Origin of the sequence: Streptomyces sp. NPDC101227, assembly GCF_044767545.1 — a bacterium.
In the GTDB taxonomy this organism is placed as follows: Bacteria; Actinomycetota; Actinomycetes; order Streptomycetales; family Streptomycetaceae; genus Streptomyces.
Genome location: NZ_JBIWOD010000012.1, coordinates 194013 through 216739, shown reverse-complemented (window position 1 = coordinate 216739; position 22727 = coordinate 194013). Strand labels below are relative to the sequence as shown.

23 protein-coding genes and 4 pseudogenes are annotated in these 22727 nt (G+C 68.0%); 15 read left to right on the top strand and 12 right to left on the bottom strand.

Going from position 1 to position 22727, the window contains the following annotated elements; all coding sequences use genetic code 11:
• The first annotated feature begins 4 nt into the window (after window positions 1–4).
• Window positions 5–568, top strand: coding sequence for a GNAT family N-acetyltransferase (locus ACIRPT_RS27075; protein WP_403831507.1), 564 nt, complete (start codon window positions 5–7; stop codon window positions 566–568).
• Window positions 569–641: 73 nt separating this feature from the next.
• On the opposite strand, the pseudogene ACIRPT_RS27070 reads toward ACIRPT_RS27075, so the two are convergent.
• Window positions 642–908: pseudogene (locus ACIRPT_RS27070) on the bottom strand (GNAT family N-acetyltransferase); the annotation flags it as partial.
• A 283-nt stretch (window positions 909–1191) separates the two neighbouring features.
• On the opposite strand from ACIRPT_RS27070, the gene ACIRPT_RS27065 reads away from it, so the two are divergent.
• The gene (locus ACIRPT_RS27065) at window positions 1192–1383 is read left to right on the top strand and encodes a hypothetical protein (protein ID WP_403831505.1); all 192 of its coding nucleotides are present in this window, start codon (window positions 1192–1194) and stop codon (window positions 1381–1383) included.
• A 35-nt stretch (window positions 1384–1418) separates the two neighbouring features.
• Here ACIRPT_RS27065 and ACIRPT_RS27060 read toward each other — a convergent pair whose 3' ends face one another.
• Window positions 1419–2102, bottom strand: a complete 684-nt coding sequence (locus ACIRPT_RS27060) for a hypothetical protein (RefSeq protein ID WP_403831503.1) — start codon at window positions 2100–2102, stop codon at window positions 1419–1421.
• 179 nt (window positions 2103–2281) lie between these two features.
• Here ACIRPT_RS27060 and ACIRPT_RS27055 point away from each other — a divergent pair, with 179 nt between their 5' ends.
• From ACIRPT_RS27055 to ACIRPT_RS27030, 6 genes are all read left to right on the top strand, one after another.
• Window positions 2282–2911 (top strand): hypothetical protein, encoded by a 630-nt coding sequence (locus ACIRPT_RS27055; protein ID WP_403831501.1) that lies wholly within the window; start codon window positions 2282–2284, stop codon window positions 2909–2911.
• 95 nt (window positions 2912–3006) lie between these two features.
• Window positions 3007–3567 (top strand): hypothetical protein, encoded by a 561-nt coding sequence (locus tag ACIRPT_RS27050; protein ID WP_403831498.1) that lies wholly within the window; start codon window positions 3007–3009, stop codon window positions 3565–3567.
• A gap of 18 nt (window positions 3568–3585) precedes the next feature.
• Entirely contained in the window at window positions 3586–4257 is a 672-nt protein-coding gene (locus tag ACIRPT_RS27045; protein ID WP_403831496.1) for a radical SAM protein, read from the top strand.
• A gap of 467 nt (window positions 4258–4724) precedes the next feature.
• On the top strand, window positions 4725–4928 hold the full coding sequence (locus ACIRPT_RS27040) for a hypothetical protein (protein ID WP_403831494.1): 204 nt from the start codon (window positions 4725–4727) through the stop codon (window positions 4926–4928).
• 331 nt (window positions 4929–5259) lie between these two features.
• Window positions 5260–6126: a GNAT family N-acetyltransferase gene (locus ACIRPT_RS27035; protein WP_403831492.1), complete on the top strand. Its 867-nt coding sequence runs from the start codon at window positions 5260–5262 to the stop codon at window positions 6124–6126.
• Between the two features lie 103 nt (window positions 6127–6229).
• Window positions 6230–7077 (top strand): IS5 family transposase gene (locus ACIRPT_RS27030; protein WP_403831490.1). Its coding sequence is split into 2 segments (ribosomal slippage): window positions 6230–6607 and window positions 6610–7077, totalling 846 coding nucleotides; the frame shifts between segments, so codons are not numbered across the junction.
• Window positions 7078–7144: 67 nt separating this feature from the next.
• Here the strand turns inward: ACIRPT_RS27030 and ACIRPT_RS27025 are convergent.
• The 4 genes from ACIRPT_RS27025 to ACIRPT_RS27010 all read right to left on the bottom strand — a co-directional run bounded on the left by ACIRPT_RS27025 (window position 7145) and on the right by ACIRPT_RS27010 (window position 11301).
• Window positions 7145–7642 carry a hypothetical protein gene (locus ACIRPT_RS27025; protein WP_403831488.1) on the bottom strand — a complete coding sequence of 166 codons (498 nt, stop codon included), beginning with the start codon at window positions 7640–7642 and terminating at the stop codon, window positions 7145–7147.
• Between the two features lie 641 nt (window positions 7643–8283).
• Window positions 8284–9180 (bottom strand): aminoglycoside phosphotransferase family protein, encoded by an 897-nt coding sequence (locus ACIRPT_RS27020; RefSeq protein WP_403831485.1) that lies wholly within the window; start codon window positions 9178–9180, stop codon window positions 8284–8286.
• A 104-nt stretch (window positions 9181–9284) separates the two neighbouring features.
• Window positions 9285–9650 (bottom strand): hypothetical protein, encoded by a 366-nt coding sequence (locus ACIRPT_RS27015; RefSeq protein WP_403831482.1) that lies wholly within the window; start codon window positions 9648–9650, stop codon window positions 9285–9287.
• A 517-nt stretch (window positions 9651–10167) separates the two neighbouring features.
• Complete coding sequence (locus tag ACIRPT_RS27010; protein ID WP_403831479.1) at window positions 10168–11301, bottom strand: FAD-dependent oxidoreductase; 1134 nt, start codon at window positions 11299–11301, stop codon at window positions 10168–10170.
• 145 nt (window positions 11302–11446) lie between these two features.
• Between ACIRPT_RS27010 and ACIRPT_RS27005 the strand changes: the two genes are divergently transcribed.
• Entirely contained in the window at window positions 11447–12190 is a 744-nt protein-coding gene (locus tag ACIRPT_RS27005) for a TetR/AcrR family transcriptional regulator (RefSeq protein WP_403831477.1), read from the top strand.
• 190 nt (window positions 12191–12380) lie between these two features.
• Here the strand turns inward: ACIRPT_RS27005 and ACIRPT_RS27000 are convergent, their stop codons facing one another.
• Window positions 12381–12794, bottom strand: a complete 414-nt coding sequence (locus ACIRPT_RS27000) for a Tn3 family transposase (RefSeq protein ID WP_403831474.1) — start codon at window positions 12792–12794, stop codon at window positions 12381–12383.
• An 18-nt stretch (window positions 12795–12812) separates the two neighbouring features.
• Here ACIRPT_RS27000 and ACIRPT_RS26995 point away from each other — a divergent pair.
• Window positions 12813–12998: pseudogene (locus tag ACIRPT_RS26995) on the top strand (ATP-binding protein); the annotation flags it as partial.
• 100 nt (window positions 12999–13098) lie between these two features.
• Here the strand turns inward: ACIRPT_RS26995 and ACIRPT_RS26990 are convergent.
• Window positions 13099–13875, bottom strand: coding sequence for a class I SAM-dependent methyltransferase (locus ACIRPT_RS26990; RefSeq protein WP_403831472.1), 777 nt, complete (start codon window positions 13873–13875; stop codon window positions 13099–13101).
• Between the two features lie 496 nt (window positions 13876–14371).
• Between ACIRPT_RS26990 and ligA the strand changes: the two genes are divergently transcribed.
• The 3 genes from ligA (at window position 14372) to ACIRPT_RS26975 (ending at window position 18623) form a co-directional block, all read left to right on the top strand.
• Window positions 14372–16417, top strand: a complete 2046-nt coding sequence (gene ligA / locus ACIRPT_RS26985; protein ID WP_403831469.1) for an NAD-dependent DNA ligase LigA — start codon at window positions 14372–14374, stop codon at window positions 16415–16417.
• Window positions 16418–16958: 541 nt separating this feature from the next.
• Window positions 16959–17396: a hypothetical protein gene (locus tag ACIRPT_RS26980; protein WP_403831467.1), complete on the top strand. Its 438-nt coding sequence runs from the start codon at window positions 16959–16961 to the stop codon at window positions 17394–17396.
• A gap of 132 nt (window positions 17397–17528) precedes the next feature.
• The gene (locus ACIRPT_RS26975; RefSeq protein WP_403831465.1) at window positions 17529–18623 is read left to right on the top strand and encodes an alanine racemase; all 1095 of its coding nucleotides are present in this window, start codon (window positions 17529–17531) and stop codon (window positions 18621–18623) included.
• 3 nt (window positions 18624–18626) lie between these two features.
• On the opposite strand, the pseudogene ACIRPT_RS26970 reads toward ACIRPT_RS26975, so the two are convergent.
• Window positions 18627–19084: pseudogene (locus tag ACIRPT_RS26970) on the bottom strand (IS5 family transposase); the annotation flags it as partial.
• Here ACIRPT_RS26970 and ACIRPT_RS26965 point away from each other — a divergent pair.
• A pseudogene (locus ACIRPT_RS26965) lies at window positions 19074–19313 on the top strand (GNAT family N-acetyltransferase); the annotation flags it as partial. The pseudogenes ACIRPT_RS26970 and ACIRPT_RS26965 sit on opposite strands and share 11 nt — an antisense overlap.
• A 127-nt stretch (window positions 19314–19440) precedes the next feature.
• Here ACIRPT_RS26965 and ACIRPT_RS26960 read toward each other — a convergent pair.
• A complete protein-coding gene (locus ACIRPT_RS26960; protein ID WP_403831678.1) occupies window positions 19441–20316 on the bottom strand; it encodes a LysR family transcriptional regulator in 876 nt (291 codons plus the stop codon).
• 57 nt (window positions 20317–20373) lie between these two features.
• On the opposite strand from ACIRPT_RS26960, the gene ACIRPT_RS26955 reads away from it, so the two are divergent.
• Window positions 20374–20868 (top strand): cupin domain-containing protein, encoded by a 495-nt coding sequence (locus tag ACIRPT_RS26955; RefSeq protein ID WP_403831462.1) that lies wholly within the window; start codon window positions 20374–20376, stop codon window positions 20866–20868.
• Window positions 20869–21149: 281 nt separating this feature from the next.
• Here the strand turns inward: ACIRPT_RS26955 and ACIRPT_RS26950 are convergent, their stop codons facing one another.
• On the bottom strand, window positions 21150–21827 hold the full coding sequence (locus ACIRPT_RS26950; protein ID WP_403831460.1) for an HAD family hydrolase: 678 nt from the start codon (window positions 21825–21827) through the stop codon (window positions 21150–21152).
• Window positions 21824–22534, bottom strand: a complete 711-nt coding sequence (locus ACIRPT_RS26945) for a polyprenyl synthetase family protein (RefSeq protein ID WP_403831676.1) — start codon at window positions 22532–22534, stop codon at window positions 21824–21826. The genes ACIRPT_RS26950 and ACIRPT_RS26945 overlap by 4 nt, the downstream gene beginning before the upstream one ends.
• Window positions 22535–22727: the final 193 nt, after the last annotated feature.

The following is a 22727-nucleotide window of genomic DNA, read 5'->3' as shown; positions in this document are numbered from 1 at the left end:
ACTCGTGGAGACCTACCTGGAGACCGAACGCCTGGCCCTGCGCCACTTCACCGCCGATGACGCGGACCTGCTGATCGAGCTGGACAGCGACCCGGCGGTGATGCGTTACCTCTCCGGCAGCATTCCGACCGCGCCGGAACTCATCCGCGAGCGCGATCTGCCGAACATCCTCGCCGGCTACGAGAAGTGGGACGGCGACCTCGGGCTGTTCGCCGCGCATGAGAAGGACGGCGGCGCGTTCATCGGCTGGTTCCTCCTGCGTCCCGAGCCGGCGGGCCCACGGGACGAGGTCGAACTCGGCTACCGGCTTCGGCAGGCGGCTTGGGGCAAGGGGTATGCCACCGAGGGCTCGCGGGCCTTGCTGGCCAAGGCGTTCATGGAGTTGGGTGTGCATACGGTCTGGGCTGCGACGATGTCCGTGAATCACGGCTCGCGCAACATCATGGAGAAGCTCGGGATGACGCTCGCGGGCACCCTCCCCACTCCACCCGACATGGAGAGGGTCGAGGGCTCCGAGTTCGGAGGCGTACGGTACGAGATCGCCAAAGAGCAGTGGGAACAGCAGTAGCCACTGCGTGAACGGCCGTTCTGGATCCACACCCACCAAAACCGACGGGTCACGGCGAGGAAGCCGTCCAGGACAGCCGGCACCCCTGCGGCGCCTCGATGGACACCGCTCCTTCCGGCAGCACGCCGCGCTCAGGCAGCGAAAAGTCCTCGACGAGCCGCCGCGCCGAGTCCTCGTCCTGGAAAGCGTCGGGAGCGACCGTCATCCGCACCACCGTCGGCGAATCCAGCATCCCGACAGCGAGAATCCGTCCGTTCCGGCTCCAGGTCCGGACCACCGCGGCCGTCTCGGCCGTTCCGAACCGGTAGTTCCAGCCGATGTCCCCGGGATGCAGCTGCATCGGCGCTTCGTCGTGCTGCCACTCCCGCAGCGCCGCAACAGCCTCGCGCACCCCGTCGGCCGTCGGCGTACTCAGCACACATGAGGCACCAGCGGCGGGATCCCAATCCGGTCCGTGGCCTGCGGCGCTTCGGCGACGACGAGCTGCAGGCGTTCATGCTCGGGTGTCTCGCCCTGCTGGGAGGATGAGTGGCATGGGGCGTATCCAGTCGCGCACCTCCTCGGACCGTTGGTTCGAGCACGACGGCCGACGATGGTCCGGGGATGCCGAACAGCCTTGAACGTTGACATGGCCGCACCACAGCCGCAGCCACTCACCCCGACGGGCCTCATCTCCCCCCAGCAGCGACGAGGACGAGTTCGCGCTCTACCTCGCCGCACTCACCACCATCCCCGCACCCGAGGTGACCGGCACCCCACCACAGCCCAGCGCACCGATCCCCGACAGCTCCGCACCACCCGGAGCCATGTTCTGACTCAGCGGACGAAAGTCTCCACCTCACCGCTCGACTTAGGGATCACGCGGCGTATGTGGAGGCCAGCGCGGCACCTCGGCTGACTGTTTGGTCTCATCGGGAATCCAGCCTTGGGCCCGGGGACGCCAGCGCGGCGGCATCGCGACTGGCTTTTGAGCTACTTCGTCTTGGCGAACAGCAAGAAATCGGGCGGTTGCTGCGAACGGCGCCACGAGGAACGCCAGAATCAAGGAACCGCCAACCAGATCCGCTCCCTCCGGATCCCCCTGGATCCATTGCACAACTCCAGTTACGGCCGTGATCACGTAAACGTTGAAACCCACGAATATCAACCAATAGACCACTCGCCATATTTGTGCAGCCGCTCCATGAAGCGACCGAATCAGGAGTAGTCGACGTAGGATATTAATCTTCTGCGTAGGCGTCTCCACCCATTCTTGAGAAGAAGTGACCGACGCGTAGCATCTGTCCAACCACTCTTGGGCCGGTCGGGCATCGTCCCCCAATGGGCCCAGAAGTTGACGGGCTTTTATCCATACGTGAATGAATTGGATCTCGGCCTGACCTATTTCAACCTGACGCCGAAACCGCTGATCGCGGCTTCTTTCGTTACGGCGATCTTTGATGAGAATTCCAACTGCACCCATTGCACCTGTCAACAAGGTCGCAAAGAGTGGAATGACGGCCGTAAGTATTTCTTGTCCTGTCATAGACTTCATTCACCCCACTCGAAGAAATGCATCCCACCTCAGCGAAAGCAGGGGCACTCCTACATCCAGCGTGCCCCTTCAAGTTGCTGAGAGCACGTCGAGCGCCCAGCGGGCCCGCCAGGAGCGGGCCCTTTCCGCATGTCCACGCGCCCGCCAGGAGCCAGCGCCCACACACCAGGAGTGCACCCATGAGCGACCCCTCGACGGACAACACCCCCACCGCGCCGCAGGCCGATCCCACCACCGCGACGAGCCCGACCCTGCAGGGCAACGCGCCCACCTCGCCGACCACACCAGCCGCGCCGCAAGGGGAGGACGCCGCCGTGACCATCGCCCGCCTTGTTTCCGACCTGTCCGCCGCCCGCGCCGAGGCCGGCAAGTCCCGCGTAACGGCCAAGCAAAAGGCTGCCGATGACGCCGTACAGCAGCACACACAGAACATCGGCAAGGCCCTCGGCCTGATCACCGACGACGAGCAGGTCACCCCGGAGCGGCTGACGCAGCAACTCACCGCCGCACAGGCGCAGGCACGACAGACCGCCGTCGAACTCGCCGTATACCGGCACGCAGCGGCGGCAGGGGGCGACGCCGACGCGCTGCTCGACTCCAGGACGTTCGCCGCATCCCTCGACGGCCTCGGCCCGACCGACACCGCCGACATACAGGCCGCCATCGAGGCCGCCGCCACCGCAAACCCAAAGCTCGCCGCCGCGCCGTCCGGCCTCGCCCGTGGAGGGGCAGAGTTCACCGGCCCGCCCGCCGCCAATCAGCGACCGAAGACGCTGCACGACGCCGTCGCCGCCCACCTCGGCGGCTGAATCTAGGAGCCTCTTTTGATTACTCTCGCCGACGCGCACCTCAATGCGCTTGAGGACCTTGACCGCCTGGTCATTGACGAATTCCGCAAGTCCGTATGGCGACAGTTCGCAATGACCTGCTCGACCGCATCCGCGAGCTTGAGACTCAGGTGCGCGAGATCGCCGGTCGCTCCCAGACCCGCCCCCCGCTCGACCAGATCAAGAACGGCGACGTACCGATCAGCGAGGGCGGGCAGCTCGCCGCCACTCCCCCGGACAAGAGCTTTGCGACGTCCGCTGTCGGCGAGTGGCCTGACGGGGCGTACGGGCTCGTCACCCGCCGCATGGATGGCAGCATGGATGGCAGCTACGCATTGACCGTCGAGGGCGAGGACGACGACCGCAACACGGTCCGTATCTGGTCCCGCGACCTCGCAGAACCCGACCGCGTGCTCGTCATGGACGACAAGCGTAGCCCGAGGCATCTGGGCCGGCCGTGGCTGCCGATCCAGCTACACCCGACCTCCAACCAGCGGACCACCGACACCACATGGGCCAACGCATGGGCCGGCATCTCCCCCGTGCACAACGCCGTCGCGCGCATCCAGCTGACGAGCTATGCCGAGGCCGGCGGGCGAGTGCGGGTGCTGGTACGTGCCGAGGGCGTCGAGGCCTAGGTCGTCGACGAGTGGGAGGTGCCGGCAGGGAAGTGGACCGCGCACACCGTCGAGCACCCGCTGCACCGCGCCGGGTTCCTCGACGACGTCGCGATCCAGGCCGAGCACCTCTGGTTCGCGCTCCTGGACCAGGCCGCCGGTCTCAGCGTGAGGATGGTGCAGTACATCGGCGGCGAACCCACGCTTCACCCCTACCTTCCGCATTTCATCGGCCGGGCGCTGTCCCTGGGCATGTGGGTAGAGGTGTGCGCCAATCTCGTCCGCATCCGCCCGCCGATGTGGGAGATTTTCGAGTACGACGGCGTCAGGCTCGCCACCAGCTACTACAGCAACAACGCCGCCGAACACGAGGAGATCACTGGCGGGCGGGGCTCCTACGCCTGCACCAAGGCGAACATCACCGAAGCCGTCCGCCACGGCATCCCGCTGCGCGCCTCGCTCGTGCACGTCCTCGACCGGCAGGACATCGACGGCGCGCGCGCAGAACTGCGGCAGCTCGGCGTCACCGGGGAAACCCGCGTCGACCGGGTCCGCGCCGTCGGCAACGGCAACGCCGTCGGCCTCGGCGTCGGCGTCACCTTCCACGACCCGGCCGAACTGTGCGGCCGCTGCGGCACCGACCGGGCCGCGATCAACCCCCGACGGCATCGTGACCCCGTGCGTGATGTCCCGATGGCTGACGCACCGTGACAGCCTGCAACCCCGACAGTGACAGCGAAGACTGCGCGCCGGCGGAAGAGGAGGCGTGCAACCCCGCAAGGGATGACGCCGTGACCGCCTGAAACCCGGACTCCGATGGTTCCGACTGCGCGCCGGCGGAAACCGAAGCCGGTAACCCCGCGTACTGACAAGGTGGTTCGCATGGACTGGCAGACACACGCCCGCCACCTGGCGGCCGAAACCGTCCGGCCCGAATCGCGCTGGTACGGACCGCTCGCCGCCGTCCCGCGGCATGTGTTCGTACCGCGCTGGTGGGCGAACGACGGCGGCCGATGGGTCCTTCGGGACAGACCGGCCGACCCCGAAGCCTGGATGCAGGCGGCTTACAGCAACAGACGCTGCCCCCACCTCTTACCGTGCAGGGTCCTCAGTCACCGGTACTCCCATACGTTGTCGGTCACGGCCTCGGACAAGTCCAGGCGAGCCCAGATCCCCTTATGGTCAGAACCTCCCTGTACCAAGCCGACAGCCGCAAGTACCGGCGGATCCACAACAGCCTGCAGTCCCTCATCATGATCGGCTCCACTTCGACGACCACGACCGCAGCCCTGGACAGCGGCAAGGAACTGACCTGGCAGAGCGTCACCCTGAAGGCGATCAGCTGCGCCATCACGGTGTCCGCGATGTTCACCGGCTACTAGAAGTTCCGCGAGCGCAGCCACTTCCTCCAGCAGACCGCCGACGCCATCGAGGAGGAGGCCAACGCCGTCACCACGGTCGGTCCCCTCGCCCGCGCCCGACATGGCATGACCCGATCGACACGATGTTGCGGTCCTCGGTCGCCTCGCAGCGCGACCGCCACCTGGACCTCGGGGGCTCTGCCGAGGGTGTCGACGACGTTGCGATCCTGGTCGCCTCGAAAGGCGACCGGCACGACTAATGAGGCGTGTGTGTAGGTCATGTCCTGCCGATCTGACGGGCTGAGTGAAACCCGGGTGCGGCCGGTCGCCGCGATGGTGTGAGATGCGGGACATGACGATCGTTTTAAACGAGCCCGGCGTCGACGGGCTGACCGGGGCCGTGGACGCGCTCCGCGCATGGCAGGACGACCGGACGCCGCTGCAACTCCATCCGGGGGACCTCGGCTGGGCCTGGGCGCTGGGCGCGGAGAGGCTGGCCGCGGCCGTCCGCACCTGGAGTGCGGACGGGCGGATCATTGCCGTTGGATACCTGGACGCCCCTGATGTGCTGCGCCTGACGACCGCGCCGGACATGCGACAGGATGAGGATCTGGCGCGTCAGCTGGCGGCGGACCTCGACGACCCGGAGCGCGGGGTCCTGCCGTCCGGGAAGGTCGGCCTCGAGATCCCCAATGGCGCCCTGCTCCGCGAGGTCCTCTTGGAGGCGGGCTGGAATCTGGACGAGCCGTGGACGCCGTTGCGCCGCGACCTCTCCGAGCCGGTGCAGGAGTCCGGACTGCGGATCGAGGTGGCCGGACCGGAGACGGCGGGGGCGCGGGCCGCGGTGCACCGCTCGGCGTTCGGCAGCCCGAGGTTCACCGAGGAGATCTGGCGCGTCCTCTCGGCCGGGCCGGTCTACGCCGACGCCCGCTGCCTGATCGGCTACGACGACCAGGACAACGCAGTGGCCGCCGTGACGGTCTGGTCGGCCGGGCCCGGCAAGCCCGGCCTGCTGGAGCCGATGGGCGTGCACGCCGACCATCGCGGGCGCGGCCACGGGACGGCGATCAGCGTCGCCGCTGCGGCGGCGCTGCGAGAGATGGGTGCATCAAGCGCGCTCGTCTGCACCCCGAGCTCAAACGCTGCCGCCGTCGCCACCTACAGGGCGGCTGGATACGAGCCGTCGCCCGAACGGCTGGACGTCAGCCGAGCCGCCTGAAAATCTTGAGGCGGCGGTTTCGGGCAGGGCCGCGTCGTTGACCCCGGCTGGGGCCGAACGCCCTTTGAGGACAAGGAGTGGATCGGGGTTCGATGACGGTCGGATGGTTCGTCGTGGTGAATTGACGGATGCGACCTGGGCGCGGATCCTGCCGCTGTTACCGCGCTCCAACGGGCGTCATGGCCGGTGGCGGGAACATCGCCAGGTCATCGACGGGATCTTGTGGAAGGTACGCAGGGGTGCGCCGTGGCGGGATCTGCCGGAGCGGTATGGGCCGTGGAAGACCTGCCATGAGCGGCTGCGCCGGTGGACGGCGGATGGGACCTGGGATCGGATCCTCACGCAGGTCCAGGTGCACGATGATGCGGTCGGGGCGATCGAGTGGGCGGTGTCGGTCGACTCCAGCATCGTCCGGGCGCATCAACATGCGGCAGGGGCCAGGGAAAGGGGGGCTGCGGCACGTGGCCGGTTGCGCCGGTCGGCGGCGAGGCACTGGGACGATCCCGCGGCGGGTTGAGCACCAAGGTGCACCTGGCTGTGGACGGGCGCGGCCGTCCGCTGTCGATTCTGCTGACGCCCGGGCAGGCCGGTGACAACCCGCAGTTGGTGCCGTTACTGGCGGCGATCCGGGTGCCCCGGCTGGGGCCGGGCCGTCCCCGGTCGCTGCCGGATCGGGTCATCGCCGACAAGGCCTACTCGCATCCGTCCACCCGCGCCGAGCTACGCCGGCGCAGGATCGCCGCCACCATCCCCGAGCGTGCTGATCAGAAAACCCGGCGCCGCGGCCGACCGCCTCGCTTCGACCGCGACCTCTACCACGACCGCAACGTGGTCGAGCGCTGCTACAACCGGCTCAAGCAATGGCGCGGCCTGGCCACCCGATACGCCAAGCGCGCCGCGATCTACCGAGCCGAAGTCGTCATCGCCGCCATCATGATCTGGCTCCGCTGATCGACAGGGCACGCCCTAGCGTGACCAGCGTGCCCCGGCCGGACAACGGCCGGGGCACGCTGCTTTTTCACCGAGAGGGAGACCAGTCACCTTCATGGCAGTATTGCTTGTCGTCGTCGCTCTTCTCGCAGTAGAAGTAGTCCTCACTCTGCTCCAGGGTGAAAATTCCAGGCTTCTTGGGAGTCCAGTTCAGCCTCGCATTGTGAATACGGTATTTCTCAATCAAGTGCGTATCCCCTATGACGTAATCGGCCTCGCCACATACGCCGTGCTTCGGGGGACTCCACTTGATCACCTCGGGATGTTTCCGTGCAGTGCATACCACCGCGGACGGGCTCAGGCGCGCCGAATACGTGGAAACGATCTTCACCTTACAGTTGACCTCAGGGGCATCCGCCGGATGCGGGTCGAGGTTCGGCGACTTCTCCTCGCAGCCCTTCTCTACCTTGCGGTCCTTGAGCGTTAAGTCGCCCATGACCTTGTCGAAGTTTCTCGCAACGCCCATCATGCGCTGTTCCGTTGCTTCTCTCGCGCGGTCGGCGTCTTTGCGGTCTTGCGATGACATGCCGGTGCCACATCCTGGGAGGGCCAGCACCGCCGCTGCTACGACAGGTCGTGCCATCCATTTCCGCACCAGGATCCTCCATTATGTGGTGTTCGGGCATGCTGTCCGTCAAGCATTTCCCTATCATCCGCGGCGCCGTCGCCGTCATCAGGAGGTTGCGGCTCCAGGTCGGATGACACCGTGCCGGGTGGTGTCCTCCGGCCCGTCGGCGTCCGCCATCGCAGGCTCCCGCGCCACCAGTCTCGCGCGCACTCCCCCACCGGCCCGGGTGCTCCGCCTCGGCTTGGGCCGCAACAGCCACCTCATCGCCCTCCACACCGGCGGCTGCCACGCGACCGCCGCGCACGCCGACACCATCAGCCTCCATGACGGCATCGAAGCCCTCCCCCCAGGCCGCCGTATGAGAGGGACTCGTCACTCCAGACCCAGGAGAAGACGTCAGGTCGGCGGCCGGGCTCTGGGCGGTCCATCCGGCGTCGAGTAGAGGGCGCAGGGCGTACGCGAGTTTGCGTGAGCAGGTGCGGTGGAGCCACCAGATCTCGTGTTGGAGTTGCTCAGTGACGGTGATGTTCCGGGCGCAGCGCTGTGGGCTGCCGCATGGCCCTCAACCAAGATCGAGAACAGGTTCAAAGAAGCGTGCGTCAAATGCCCTTCAGAACACGATCAAGTGCCGCCCGGCCTGCAGGTCCCCAGTTCGGCTTGCCGCCGGGAAGACCTCGATCTCCGTTCTGTCCCATGAGCATTAGGAAGAGGCTCTTCATAGCGGCCAGCCCGCGGGCGCGCCGGATGGCCGCCTCGTCTGCTTGCGCGTACATGTCGAAGAACCGTGAGGCCGTGCCCGCGGGTAGCAGCACCCATGCGGCGGCGAGGTCCCACGCTGGATCGCCGGCGAACATGTCGCCGAAGTCGACGATGCCCGAGAGCGTTCCGTCCGAGACGACGACGTTCGCGGGATGGAGGTCGCCGTGCACCCACACCGGCGGGCCCTCCCAAGCCTGTGCCGCAACGGCATCGTCCCAAACAGCCCGGACGTCGGCAGCAACGTCGTCGGGGACAACGGCCTGGAAGAAGTTCTCGAAGCCGTCCGTGCAGTTCCTGGGATGGGCACCGCGGTCCGTAGCGATCGGCGCCTCGGCGGGCGCCTCCACGTGGAGCGCCTGGAGGAAGCCCGCCAGCGTGTCGGCCGCGTGGTCGCCGCGGCTGATCGAGCCGTGGTCCAGCGGCTCGCCGGGAACCCACGTCATCACGGTCCAGTGCTTGGGGAAGCGCTCGGACGGTTCGCCGCACCGCACCGGGGTCGGCACCGGGAGCGGCAGGCGCGGGGCCAGTACGGGGAGCCACCGCCGCTCCTTGAGCTGGAGCTCCGGGGTGGGGTCCATGCGCTGCATGCGCACGGCCAACTCATCCCCGAGGCGCCACATTTGGTTGCCCCAGCCACCCGCAACCTCGCGGATGGCCAGCCCTGCAAGATCTGGATGCTGCTCCTGCAGCAGGTCGCGGATCAGGTCTGCGGTGATCTCGATCTCGGTGTCGGTCATGCGAAGTCACAGTACTGAGGCAGCAGGCGTGCGGGCTCTCGCTCGCCGGAACATCTCGCTGTGATTCCTCTGGCATCACCGATTCGATTTCAGAGAGCTGCAGATCAAAGGCTTTGGGACGGACCGGCCCTCAAGTTCCGAGAATCCTGCGTCCGCTGCCCGGTCCTGATCGTCGCCCTAAACGAGAAGCCCCGCCTTATGGAACATCCACAGCCCGAAGCATCATCGTCTTCGTCGTGGAGCATGACCTGCACGCACTCCGGGTTGTTCCACGGCAGCGCCTCAAGGTCCGCGAGGACCCCGCGGCGCTGGCTCTCGCGGAAGAAGTCGAGATACCACCCGCCGACGAACCAGTCCGGTATCCGCTCGAAACAGCCGCGCCAAGTACGCGTCTCGTCGACCCGCGTCAGCGGCTCCATCACCTCGTCCTCGTACCGTGCAAGGACTAGCAGCTGCGCCATTCTGCTCATGAGGGCATGTCATCCCGCAGAGCGGTCGAGTGGCAAGTTCGTTTCGACGGACGGCTTACGACTCACGCGTCCAACACGATCACGGACCATCACGGGGCAGCTCATAGCCACCGCCGGTGCTTCGTGGGCAACCTTCCACAGGGGCATTCCGGCCGCTTGGTTAACTCTTTGTTCAGAGAAGGCATGCAGCACATTGTCTGGCGCCGAATCGGCACACACACCATCCTCACCAGCCGCTAACCGTCCGGTAGCCCAGATCTGGGACTGTCGCCAATTGGCGACAGTCGATGCCCGCCTGCTGCAGACCTGGAACGACTCAGCCCCGAGACCCGCTCGTGCCTCTTGCCGCAACCTCGTGCCGGCTACGGCCCCCTCGGCACGAATCGGCGCGCAGCCCCCTTGACGACAGGAGGCCCGTCGGTGGAACCCGGCTGGCGGCCATCTACAGGGAGGCCAGCCGGAGCACGCCGGAACCATGCGGTTCGGCCTTGAGGGCGTGGCGGGGAGGTTCTTGAACCTATGCCGGCTCGGGTCGTTCCGGGTTCGGGACGAAGGCGGGTAGCGCGGCGAGGCTGTGGCGCACGGCCTCGCCGCCGTACTCGAACATCTGCCGCTCGTAGTCGCCGACCGCGCCGATGAGGTCTTGGCGGCGCTCGACGGCCCCGATCAGGCAGCGGCGCAGCAGGTCGGCGTCGCGCAGGGCGGTGTTCGCGCCGTTGCCGCCGGTCGGGGAGGTGGCGTGGATGGCGTCTCCGAGCAGCGTGACCGGACCGGGCGCCCAGCGCTCGCGGGGCTCGACCACCCGGATGGACAGCAGGGTGCTGTTGTCCGGGTCTGCCTGCTCGATGAGCGCCTGCAGGTCCGGATGCCAGCCCTCCATCCTGGACAGCACGGCGTCCTGCGCGGTCGGGGCGCCGAGCGAGCCGTTCGGCGGAAGGATCATGGCCCAGCGTACGTAGTCGCCGATGTCGGGCAGCGTGACTTCGGGGGCCAGTTGTGCGGCGGCTTGCTTCGGCGGGGTACGGAAGCGCATCGCGCCGAGCAGCAGGCTGACGCCGTCGCCCGCGACCTTCGAGCCATAGGCCTTGGACAGACCGGCGAACTCGTCGGTCAGCGGAGTGCGGCCGATGACGAACCGGATGCCGGTGTCGGTTGGAGTGGTCTGCGGCGACAACACCCCGCGGACCGCGGAGGCGACGCCGTCCGCGCCGACGAGCAGATCGGCGGTGGCCGGGGCACAGCGGGCGAACTGGGCTCGAACCTTGCCGTCGGCCAGCACGTCGTAGCCGGTCAGCGCGGCATCGGTGTGCACAGTCAGGCCGGCCAGCAGCAGGTGTCGCAGCACCTGCCGGTCGACCACGATGCCAGTCCGGCCCGCGCCGAGCCTGCCGATCTCGTTCAGCTGCGGGTCCAGGATCAGCTGCTCGGCCGAGGCGTCCATGACGATCTCGTCCAGCAGCGGGTGCCAGCGTGTCGGCAGGCAGTCGCGCACGGCCTGGAAACCGATCGGGTTCAGCACGAGCCGGTAGCCCTGGAACCGTGCGGCGATACCCGGGTCGCGCTCGTACACGTCGGCCTCGATCCCAGCACTATGCAGACCCTGCGCGAGAGCCAGACCTCCCAGACCGGCTCCGACCACGGAAACTCGCATCACGCACCTCCTGGGCAGACCCTCCGAACCCCGCCCGGGTACCTGGGCGGGGTATAAGCGAACCGCGTCGGGCGAACTTAGTTCCGCATTTACGATCTAAGTTCTACGACGCGAACTTAGATCGTGTCAAGCTATAGTGATCGGTATGCCCTCCGATCCCCGACAGCGCCGAGCAGCTCGCCACGCCCAGCCCGCTGGCGAGCCCGCGGCGCCACCACCACCCAAGAAGCCCATCACGGTCGACCGGATCACCGACGCCGCCCTGCAGGTCGTGGCCACCGAGGGCTACGACGCACTGACCATCCGTCGAATCGCCGCGGTGCTCGGCACCGGGCCGTCGTCGCTGTACGCACACATCGTCAGCAAAGAGGACATCGACGATCTGCTCGTCGGCCGACTCTGCTCCGAGGTTGTGCTGCCCGAACCGGACCCGGCCACGTGGCGCAAGCAGATCCGCGACGTGTACGCGCAGATCCGCGACCAGTACCTGAAATACCCGGGAGTCTCCCGTGCCGCGCTGGGCGTAGTCCCCACTAGCCTCTCCGCGTTGCGGGTCAGGGAAGGGCTTTTGGCGATCCTGCTCGCCGGCGGAATCGAACCGCAGAGCGCCGCCTGGGCGCTCGATGCCCTGTCCCTCTACATCAGCGCCTACGCCTTGGAGCAGTCGCTGGTCCAGCAGCGGCGCAAACACCCGGACCAGGAATGGGTCCTTGGCCGCGAGGAGCTGATCCACCGGTTCACCGCACTGCCGGCCGACACGTTTCCGCAGACCCGACGCTATGCCGCCGAGCTGACCTCCGGCACCGGACACGACCGGTTCGACTTCACCCTCGGCCTGATCACGGACAACCTCACCCAGCCGACACGGGCATCATCCGACACCGGATGAACGCCGCAGCCCGAGGCGGGTCTGTACCGGTGCAACTCCCGATTGTGGAAGTGGCACCTGATGAGTGACGTGACTGCCTCGGTTGAGGCGGTTGAAGAGGTCCGGCCGGTCGAACTGGCGCAGCCACGTGTCGGTATCGCGCCAGGCGAGATGCTGGTGCGGTTGGCCCACGGCCTGTAGCGGAGCCGGCTCATGCGTTCTCCAAGGCGGATCGGGCGGCCTCGCTGTCCGCGCTCCCGGGCCCCGGAACGGTCGCCGCGGCAAGGTTGAGGCGGGTGTCCATGTCGAAGTTCACGTCGCCGTACGGGCGGACGTGGGACCGGAAGAGCGGGGTCAGGCCGCGCCGGTCGGCGGGGGTGAGGAGGTCCGCCCACTCCGGGTCGCCGAGGGTGTCCTGGAGCATCAGGGTGTTCACGTAGACCAGGGAGGATTGCAGGATGCGCAGGCGCAGGACGAACATTTCCTGCTCGTCGCGCCGATGCGAGGCGATCTCCCCGCCCTTGCCGTAGGCGATCACGGAGTTGGCGCGGTTGGAGGACTCCATCACGTTCAGGCCCTCCTCGATCTCCCGCTGGAGGTCGCGAAGCCGCAGGTAACGGGCCATAAAGATACCTTGCACGCACTCCTCTTCAAGGCCCTGACCGAGCGGGCGGAGAAGAACAGCGTCGCCATCGCCTCCAACGAGTCCTTCGGCGGCTGGACCAAGACCTTCACCGATCCCCGTGTCTGCGCGGCCATCGTCGACCGACTGACGTTCAACGGCACGATCATCGAGACCGGCACCGACTCCTACCGACTCGCCAGCACCCAGGTCGGGCCGAGGAACCCGCCAAGGTCGGCTGACACCTGCAGGCCCCGACTCGACCGCCGCCCTCACGGGTGGCGGTCGAGTCGGGCGGTGGAGTCACCTACTCGCCGGCGCGGGCCACGAGCAGCGGTTGGAAGAAACCTGTCTCCTGCGGCATCCGCCAGCAGGGGTCGACAAACCCGGCCTCGGCTGCGCGGTCGGCCAGGCGATCCCGGCCGAGTGCCCAGTAGGTGGTCCGGCGGACCTGGACGCGCCATTCTCCTTCTGTCGGAAGGAGTTGGAAGTGCTCCAGGTCGTAGTGCTCGCCGTCGTCGTGCCAGGGCCAGAGCTGGAAGGTGACTGTCCGTTCTCCGTCGTCGGCGCAGTCGGCGGTCCGATGGACTTGTGGAGGCGTCGAAGCAGGGCGGTCGCGCAGCAGGTCTTCGTAGGGGCGCGTGCTGACCAGCAGCAGGCCGGCGGGACGCAGCACGCGGCGCATCTCGGCCAGGGCGGCCTGCACATCCTGTTCTGTCAGCAGGTGAGGCAGCGAGTTGTCGGCGCAGACGACGGTGTCGAAGTGGCCATCGGGAAAGGAGAGGCGTCGCATGTCGGCGGCGGCCGTGCGCAGGCTCAGGCTCCGGCGGGCGGCCTCCCGGGCAGCGCGGGCGGCGGCGCGGGGGCTGAGGTCCGTCCCGGTGACGCGGTGCCCGCGCAGCGCCAGGCCGATGGCCTGCGTGCCGATGCCGCAGGAACAGTCGAGCACCGCCGCGCGAGCCTGGCCGATCAGGGCGTCCAGAGCGTCCCCCTGCCGACGGATGCTCGCGTCCCAGTCTGAGTAGATCAGGTGGTATTCGTCGGCCAGTTCGTCGTAGAAGTGCGCCACTGATGTCGCGGGCATGGCCCGAGATTACCGTGCCTGGTTGCCGTGAGGCGCTGGTCGACCCCCGTGATCGGCTCCCATGCTCTCACTGACGACAGTGCCGTCTTTTCTCGTGAACAACTGCGAGCGCGCTGATCGCCAACTGCTACTGAAACACGGTCGGGTGCGGGCGGCAGGGCGGAACGCACGACGACTGAGCAGCTGAGTTGGCGAGCGGTGCCGAACAACACTCGGGCGTGGGACGTGGCCTGTCGCTCGGTTGCCGGTCGACGGCCGATGTCCTGCGGCCGGCCCGGTGCGCGTCGAGGGCCTGCCGGTAGCCGGCCGATGGCTCTTGCGCCGGGCGGGTTGGCGGGTCGGCTGGGGTGCCGCGCCGCCGTCCGGGCCAGCGGGGTGTGCGGGGCTCGCACACCCCCGAGGAGGTCGACCTGCGTCAGCCCTTCCACGCTTCAGCTGTAGCGCATTTCGCGGGCGTGCGGAACCCGATGTCAGACCCCTACGCAAGGATCACCGCATGACGACTGCCGCATCTGCCTTTTCGCTGACCGACCGCGCCGCCTACGACCACGCAGTCGAGCAGGCCCTCGCCGCGAGCACGGCGTACTACGGAGACGGGAACACCACTCTCGACGACGCCTCCTACGACGCCCTCGCCCGCGGTATCGCCGCCTACGAGCAGGCGCACCCCGACCAGGTCCGGTCCGACTCGCCCACGGGGAAGGTCGGCGGCGGCGTGGCTCCGGTGGGCGATGTGGTGCACACCGTGGCCATGCTCTCCCTCGACAACGTCTTCGACGCCGAGGGCCTGATGAAGTGGGACGCGTCCCTGGCGCGCCGGATCGACCACCCGGTGGAGGGCGGCTACGCGGTGGAGCCGAAGCTGGACGGGGCAGCGATGGCGGCCCGCTACCGCGACGGGCGCCTCGTGCAGCTCGTCGGACGCGGAAATGGCACACATGGTGAGGACCTCAGCCATGCGATCGGCTCGATCGTCGGCCTTCCCACCCAGGTGCCCGGCGGCGCCACCGTGGAGATCCGGGGTGAGGTGCTGCTGACCCGGGACCAGTTCGAGAAGGCGAACGAGATCCGCGCCGCGCACAACGCGAAGATTTTCTCCAACCCGCGCAACGGCACGGCCGGAACCCTGCGAGCCAAGGACCGGCCGTACACCATCGAGACCACCTTCTTCGCCTACGGGGCCGTGGAGCTGGACGGCGCCGGCTTCCTCACCGGCACCAGCCACGCGGCCGTCATGGGCCAGGTCGCCGCCCTGGGCGTGCAGACCACCGCCGCCACCGACATTGGGCTGCGCGTGTACGCCACGCCGGCCCAGGCACAGGCCCGCGTCGAGGAGATACAGCAGCTGCGCCCCCAGTTGCCGTTCGGGATCGACGGGGTGGTCATCAAGGCCAACGACCACGCCGAACAGCAGGCCGCCGGCTTTGGCACGCGTCACCCGCACTGGGCCATCGCCTACAAACTGCCGCCCGTGGAGGCGCAGACCAAGCTCCTTGCGGTCGAGTGGAACATAGGCCGCACTGGCCACATCGCCCCCCGCGCCGTGCTGGAGCCGGTGGCGGTCGACGGCAGCACCGTCACCTACGCGACGCTGCACAACCCCGCCTTCATCCGCAACAGCGGCCTGAAGTTGGGCGACACCGTCCTGCTCTACAAGGCAGGTGACATCATCCCTCGCGTCGAAGCGCCCGTGGTGGCGCTGCGTACGGGCAAGGAGACCGACATCGTCCTGCCCGAGGCGTGCCCGGGATGCGGCGGGGGCATCGACAAGTCCGGTGAACGATGGGAGTGCGCGGGCGGGGCGAGCGGCGGGTGCGGGAAATTGCCGTCCTTGAAGTACGCCGCGGGCCGCGACCAGCTCGACATCGACGGTCTGGGAGTGACCTATCTGGAGGCTCTCGTCGAGGCCGGTCTGGTCGACGACGTCGCCGATCTGTTCTTCCTCACCCGGGAGCAGCTCGCCGAGGCGACCGGAAGCGACAAGCGCGCCGACTCGCTGCTGGTCCAGCTCGCCAAGGCGAAGGAGCAGCCGTTGAACAGGGTGTTCTGCGCGCTGGGTGTGGTACGGACCGGCCGGACGCTCTCGCGGGAGATCGCCCGTCACTTCGGCACGATGGATGCCCTCCGGGCTGCCACCCCGGAGGAGCTGGCGGAGGTCAACAAGCTTCCGGGGGCCAACGCCCCGAAGATCGCGGCGCACATCGCCGCACTGGGCCCGGTCATCGACAAGCTGGCCAAGGCCGGGGTGAACATGGTCGAGCCCACCGCCGGCGAAGCGGGCACGGGAAGCAAGCCACTGGCGGGCGAGGCGGTCGTCGTCACGGGTGGCATGCACGGGCCGCTGGCCGGGCGCAACCGCAACGAGATCAACGAGCTCATCGAGCGCGCGGGCGGGACGGCCTCCAGCAGCGTGTCGAAGAAGACGACCCTCCTTGTCGCGGGCGAGGGCGCCGGGTCCAAGCTGGCCAAGGCCGAGCAGCTCGGCACGAGGGTGCTCACTGAGGACGAGTTCGCCGCGCTGGTCACCGGCTACCTCGCCTGACCCAGACTTCATGGCACCCCGCACACCCCTGTCACCGCCATCCGCCACGGCCGACCCCCGGCACACCGGGCTCGCCCGACATGTGGCCGAACTAACCCTCTTCGAAGCCCTGTTGGTGCCAGCTGTGTGCGCGGCGCCGCATTGCTGACAGGTCGTTCGCCGGTTCAGCCGCCGCCTCGAGTGACCACGAGCAGCGCCATGTCGTCGGTGGTGCGGTCGCCGGAGTGGCGCCGCACCTCGGCAAGGAGGGTGTCGAGCAGCCAGTCCGGCCCGGGAAAGGCGCATCCGGCCAGCCCGGCCGCAGGGTCGTAACGTTGCCGGATGCGCCACAGGTACTGAGTCGCAAATTCGTTCGGCAGCTATAGGGTGGACGCGCGCAGAGTCCGAAGCTTGCGCCCTTGGAACTGACCGTTGAGGGCTCGGGCGGTCATCGGCATCCTCGGCGCGATCCTGGGCTTGTTCTTCCAGGGCTTCCAGGGCTTCCAGGGCTTCCAGGGCTTCCAGGGCTTCCAGGACGAACGTACGAGAACGGAAGGTACGCATGCGAGGGAACGGGCGGCCGCTGACACGGCGCGTCACCACCGTGCTGATCACGGGTGCGGCTGCGGCGCTGAGCCTGGCCACGGGCTGCGCGTGGCCCCGGCCCGCCCCCAAGCCGGTGACCCCGAGCATGGTCCTGGGCCACTGGACCGCCGGAGACTGCGCGACTGACCTCGACGTCACCAAGGACGGCACATTCCGCTTCAGGAACTTCTTCTCCGACGCCAGTGGGGAGGGACTCGAGCGGCCCCGCCTGACGGGCAAGGGCCACTGGTACATGGAGGCCGGCATGGGTGACATCCCGCCCTCTTTGGACCTGGAGTTCCAGAAGGAGATCTACTCGCTGGAGTACCAGGGGACAGAGGACGGCAAGCTAGCCCTGCGGTACCTCGTGGACGTCGAGGATGAGATCGACTGCGTGTTCCACAAGCAGGGCTAGTGTGATGCGCCGGAAATCACGGACTTAGAGGTCGTCTCGATTGGTCCGTGTGACCTGGGGCGATGGCCCTGTGGCCCTCGTCTGCCGACCTGCCATGATCATCTCGACGTGTTCCATGGTGGGAGGCAAGAGATGGCGATACTGCTGCCCGATGGGCTGGCTACGCCGGCACTCGTGGTCGATCCGGATGTGCTGGAAAGCAACATCTCGCGGATGGCTGAGGCTTCGCGGGCTCAAGGGTTTGCCCTGCGTCCACACGCCAAGGCCCACAAGTGCGCGCAGATCGGGGACCTCCAGCTTCAGGCTGGCGCGCGCGGGCTGTCGGTGGCCACGATCGGCGAAGCCGAGGCATTTGCCCGGGTAGGCGTGGACGACCTGTTCATCGCGTACCCCGTGTGGCTCGATGCCGACAAGGCGCAGCGGCTGCGCCGCTTGGCTGACGACGCTGCTCTGAGAGTCGGCGTCGAGTCGGTCGAAGGCGCACAGCGGCTGGGGAACGCCGTGCGTGGCAGCGACCGGCCGGTCGAGGTACTTGTCGAGGTCGACAGCGGGAGCCGTCGCACAGGAGTGCAGCCTCACATGGTTGGTGAGGTCGGGAAGGCGGCCGCCGATGCGGGACTCAATGTTGCCGGCGTGTTCACGTTTCCGGGACACGGCTACGGTCACGACGCGCGGGCACGTGAGCGCGCCGCACAAGACGAGGAGCGCACGCTGGGCGAGGCCGCACAGGTGCTGCGGGATCTCGGGGTCGATGTCCATGTGGTCAGCGGCGGATCGACTCCGACGGTGGGGCAGTGGCAGCCGGGCGCGGTGAACGAGTTGCGGCCGGGTGTCTACGTCTTCAATGACGCCACCCAGCTGGCCATCGGCACCTGTGGGGTGGAGGACCTGGCGCTGGTCGCTGCGGCGACGGTGATCAGCGTTCCCGCCCCGGACCGCTTCGTGCTGGACGTCGGTAGCAAGGTCCTTGGCTCTGACCGGTCGCCTTGGGTGACGGGCCACGGCTACCTGCCCCAGTTCCCGCAGGGATCCATCACCGGGTTGTGGGAGCACCACGCAGTGGTCCGCCTTCCGGAAGGCGTGAGGGGGCCACGCCTTGGGTCGGTGGTCGCGGTCGTCCCCAACCACATCTGCACGCCGGTGAATCTCTCCGATGAGCTGCTGGTCGTCCGAGACCGCAAGGTGATCGACCGTTGGCAGGTCACGGCACGAGGTGCCAATAGCTGAGCATCACCTCAGGGGGAAGAAACGGCGGTAACAGATCAGAGTTGCGGCTATGCCGGCGAAGGCAAGGAAGTGTCCGGCCTTGCGCTCGTGGCGATGGTGAAGGCGGCGGCACCCGGCCAGCCAGGCCACCGTCCGCTCCACGGTCCAACGGTGGCGGCCCAGCCGCTGCGAGGACTCCATCCCCTTGCGCGCGATGCGCGGGACGATGTTCCGGCCGCGGAGCCAACGTCGCAGGTAGTCGTAGTCGTACCCCTTGTCGGCGTGGAGCTTCGCAGGCCGCCGTCGGCGCGGTCCACGCCGAGAGCGGATCGGCGGGATACCCCGTACCAGGGTTCCAGACCTTGACTGTCATGGGTGTTCGCAGCGGAGATGCCGATCGAGAGGGGCAGACCGGACCGCTCGGTGATCAAGTGGATCTTCGAGCCCTTCTTGCCGCGACCTACGGGATTCGGACCCGTCAGACTGCGTCCCGAGCCGGCGGGCCCACGGGACGAGGTCGAGCTCGGCTACCGGCTTCGGCAGGGGGCTTGGGGCAAGGGGTATGCCACCGAGGGCTCGCGGGCCCTGCTGGGCAAGGCATTCATGGAGTTGGGTGTGCGTATGGTCTGGGCTGCGACGATGTCCGTGAATCACGGCTCGCACAACATCATGGAGAAGCTCGAGATGACGCTCGCGGGCACCCTCCCCACTCAAAGCTGTGGATCAGTTGGCTCTGTACGCGAGAAGGGGCAGCAGATGTTCACCTCTTCGGGAGGCAGTCCCGAGGGCCGCAGCGTTCGAATTGTTCACGGGATGTGGCAGCACCAGTCGCCGGCGTTCAGTGGCGGTACGCGGCTGTCGCGATCTCGACGAAGGATCGGATCAAGGGGCTGGTGTCACCTTCGTTCCACACCGCCACCACTCGGCTCGGCGCCATGTCGATCAGCGGTACCACGGCCAACTCCGCGGGCAGGTCGTGTCCGAGCGGGGCCAGGCCGACCGTGCCGTTCCACAACACGGCCTGCAGGCATTCCTGAACGGCGCGCACCATTGGCCCCTCGCGCGGCCTGACGCCGTTCCAGTACGACTGCCAGATGGGGTCGGTGCCTTGCGGGAACTGGAACCAGCGGCGGTCGCTCAGCTCTGCCAGCCGCAGCCGGTCGCGGCGGGCCAGCGGATCGTCGGCGCGCAGGACCACGCCGACCGGATCGGTTCGCAGCGTACGCACCGTCAGGGCGGTCTCGTCGAACGGCGCCCGCGTGAGGGCGACGTCGACCAGTCCGGCGCGCAGCCCGCACGTCGGGTCGGTCAGGTCGGTGTCCCGGATGCGGATGTCGATGCCGGGGTGGTTTCGACGGTAGGCGGCGGCCAGCCTGGACACTCCCGGATCGGTGCCGTCGCCCAGGATGCCGATGGTGAGGGTCGCGGCGCCGGCCGCCGCGCTGACGCGTACACGGACGCGGTCGGCATGGTCGAGTAAGGCTCGCGCCTCGTCGAGCAGCACCGTGCCCACCGGCGTGAGCGTGACGCCGGTGGGCGAGCGGGCGAAGAGCAGGGCCCCGACGTCGGTCTCCAACTGCTTGATCGCCCGGCTCAGCGGCGGCTGACTCATGTGCAGTCGGGTGGCGGCCCGGCCGAAGTGGAGTTCCTCGGCGACCGCCACGAAGTAGCGCAAGGTCCGTAGCTCCACGCTGCAACGATACCCACGAGGCATCGGCGCTGCGAGATGGGTCTTGGACACCGGCGGGGTCCCGGCGGTGCACTCGTGAGCATGACCGAAGAAGCGAAGACCAGCGAGCCGCAGGCCGACCCCGCCGTATCGGTGGTGGGTCCCGGCGACGGTGAGACGATCGTTCTGGGCACCACGCGCATGCGCGTTCTGGAGGACGGCAGCCACACCGGGCACCGCCTCGCCATTGCCGAGTCCGTCCTCGCCCCGCGCACCCAGGGACCACCGCAGCACCGCCACGCCCAACACGACGAGGGCTTCTACGTCCTCTCCGGCACCGTGCGGTTCACGGTCGGGGACGAGGTCTACGACGCCACCACGGGCACGCTCGTGATGGTTCCGCCAGGCACCCCGCACACCTTCGCCAACCTGACCGATCAGCCCGCCGTCATGCTCAGCACATTCACCCCCGACCTGTACGTGCAGTACTTCCGAGACCTCCAGGAGGTGTTCGCCGACGGCCGGCCACTGACGCGAGAGGCCAACATCGATGCGATGAGCCGCTACGCGACCGAGCCCGCCACTGACCTCGCCTGAAGCCGACGGGACGGAACGGCCCACCACCCTTCCTCCGACCGGCGAGGCCGTGGCGCTGCCGTCCCGCCGGCCCCCCTCGGACGACCAGGCGAGTCGGTGCGTCGAGCGCAGGGGGCTCCGTGTGGGGGGTGGCGCGGCAGGATCCCGGGCGCTTGACGCCATGCCACCAGCCCCCGGTCTATTCGGGTAGAGGCTGCTGATGAACAACACGTATCCATGCCGTCAGGCCAGCTTCTGGACTCGTGAGGCCGGCTGCGATCTGCCGAGGGGACACCGCCCAGCTAGTGCCCGGCCTCGTCAATGACAGCAGTGACAGCCTCCAAGGTGGTGGCAGTGCGCCAGGCCGCCGCCTGAGGGGACGTCGTGCTGCGGGTCAGGAGGATGCCGCGGCCGGTGACTTCAAAGAGAGAGCGGTCGTCTGGGCCGTTGCCGACGGCAATGATCTCGTCCGGGCTTATGTGGTGCTCGGCGCAGAATCGCGCGAGGTGACGGGCTTTGAGGGGGCCGGTGTCGAGGGAGAAGTCGAGGTCAGTGAGGTGGCCCGCCGCGTCGAAGATGAGGGTGCCGTTGCCGTAGGCGGCAACGGCACCGAGACGGGCGGCGGTGATATCGGCGTACAGCTGAGCGGAGCTGGTGATCAGGCACAGCAGGATGCCCGGGTCGTGAAGGTGCGCTGCCAGGCGTGTGGCGCCTTCGCGTAGTGGGACCGTCTCGAATGCGGTGGTGAAGGTCTGGCGGGTGGCGCGGCCGGTGTTTCGCCACAGGGTGAGGAGCTGGGCGCGTGTACGGGCGTGGTCCAGCTGTCCGGCCTGGTGGTCGCGGTAGATGGCGCTGTGGGCGGCGGCGGGTACTCCCAGAGCCCTGGCCATGGCGCCGGCAGAGCCTTGGGTGGTGAGTGTGTGGTCGATGTCGCACACGACCGCCCGTACGGGTCGGGGGTGCCGCGATGTTGCGGTCAATCGGAGTTGGCTCCGTTCCCGGTCTCGCGGAAGAGCTGCTCGATCGTCAGGAGTGGAAAGCGGGCGAGGGCGTCCACGGCCTCGTGGCGCCAGTACCGGCGCCAGCTGGCGGCCTCGGTGGCTGCCGGCTCGGCCCGGTCCCGGATCTGCGATCTGATGGTCTCGTCTACCCCAAGTGCCCGGCCGATCTCCCCCACCCGTTGGATCCCGTCGGCCGAACCAGAGGGGTCCCGCAGGATCTCCTCGACCTCGGACCGGTCCCGTGGGTCCGCTGCCTGGAGTACGTCTCGGATGGCGTGGCTCCGCCGGCCTTGCCGGATGTCGGCTCCGGGAGTCTTCCCGAGATTCGCGTTGACGCCGAAGACATCGATGTAGTCGTCGAACATGATGATGCTCTCTGCGCTTAGCCGGGCGTAGCGGCGGAATCCGTCGGCGCATTCGCCCGGGACGCTGCCGACTGCCGCGAGGCCGAGCAGCATGGGAGAGAGAATCGAGTACCGGGCTCCCTTGAACTCCGCCACGTCCGACAGGAACTCATCGCTCGGCAGCTCGTATGTGTCCCGTTCCAGATCGAGGATCTGTCCGAGGGCGACATCTCGCCCGGCCTGTACCTGGATCAACAGCATGGCCTGACGTGTCCGGGGTGGTATGTCGGCGTCGAGAATGGGCTTGAGTGCCAGGAAGCCCATGAGGTCTCCCGCGAGGATCGTCAGTCCCAGGGCGCGCTGGGCGTGGTCGGGGAACTCGGCGCGATACCGCTGCTGCTGGTCGTCCCGCGTAATCCGCGGCGTCCACGTCGGAAGCGTCTGGATAGTCGCAAGGTGCTGTGCGGGATCCTGTTCGTGCTGTCACCGGGATCCGCTGGGAGTTTCTGCTCCAGGAGCTGAGCTTCGGCTCGGG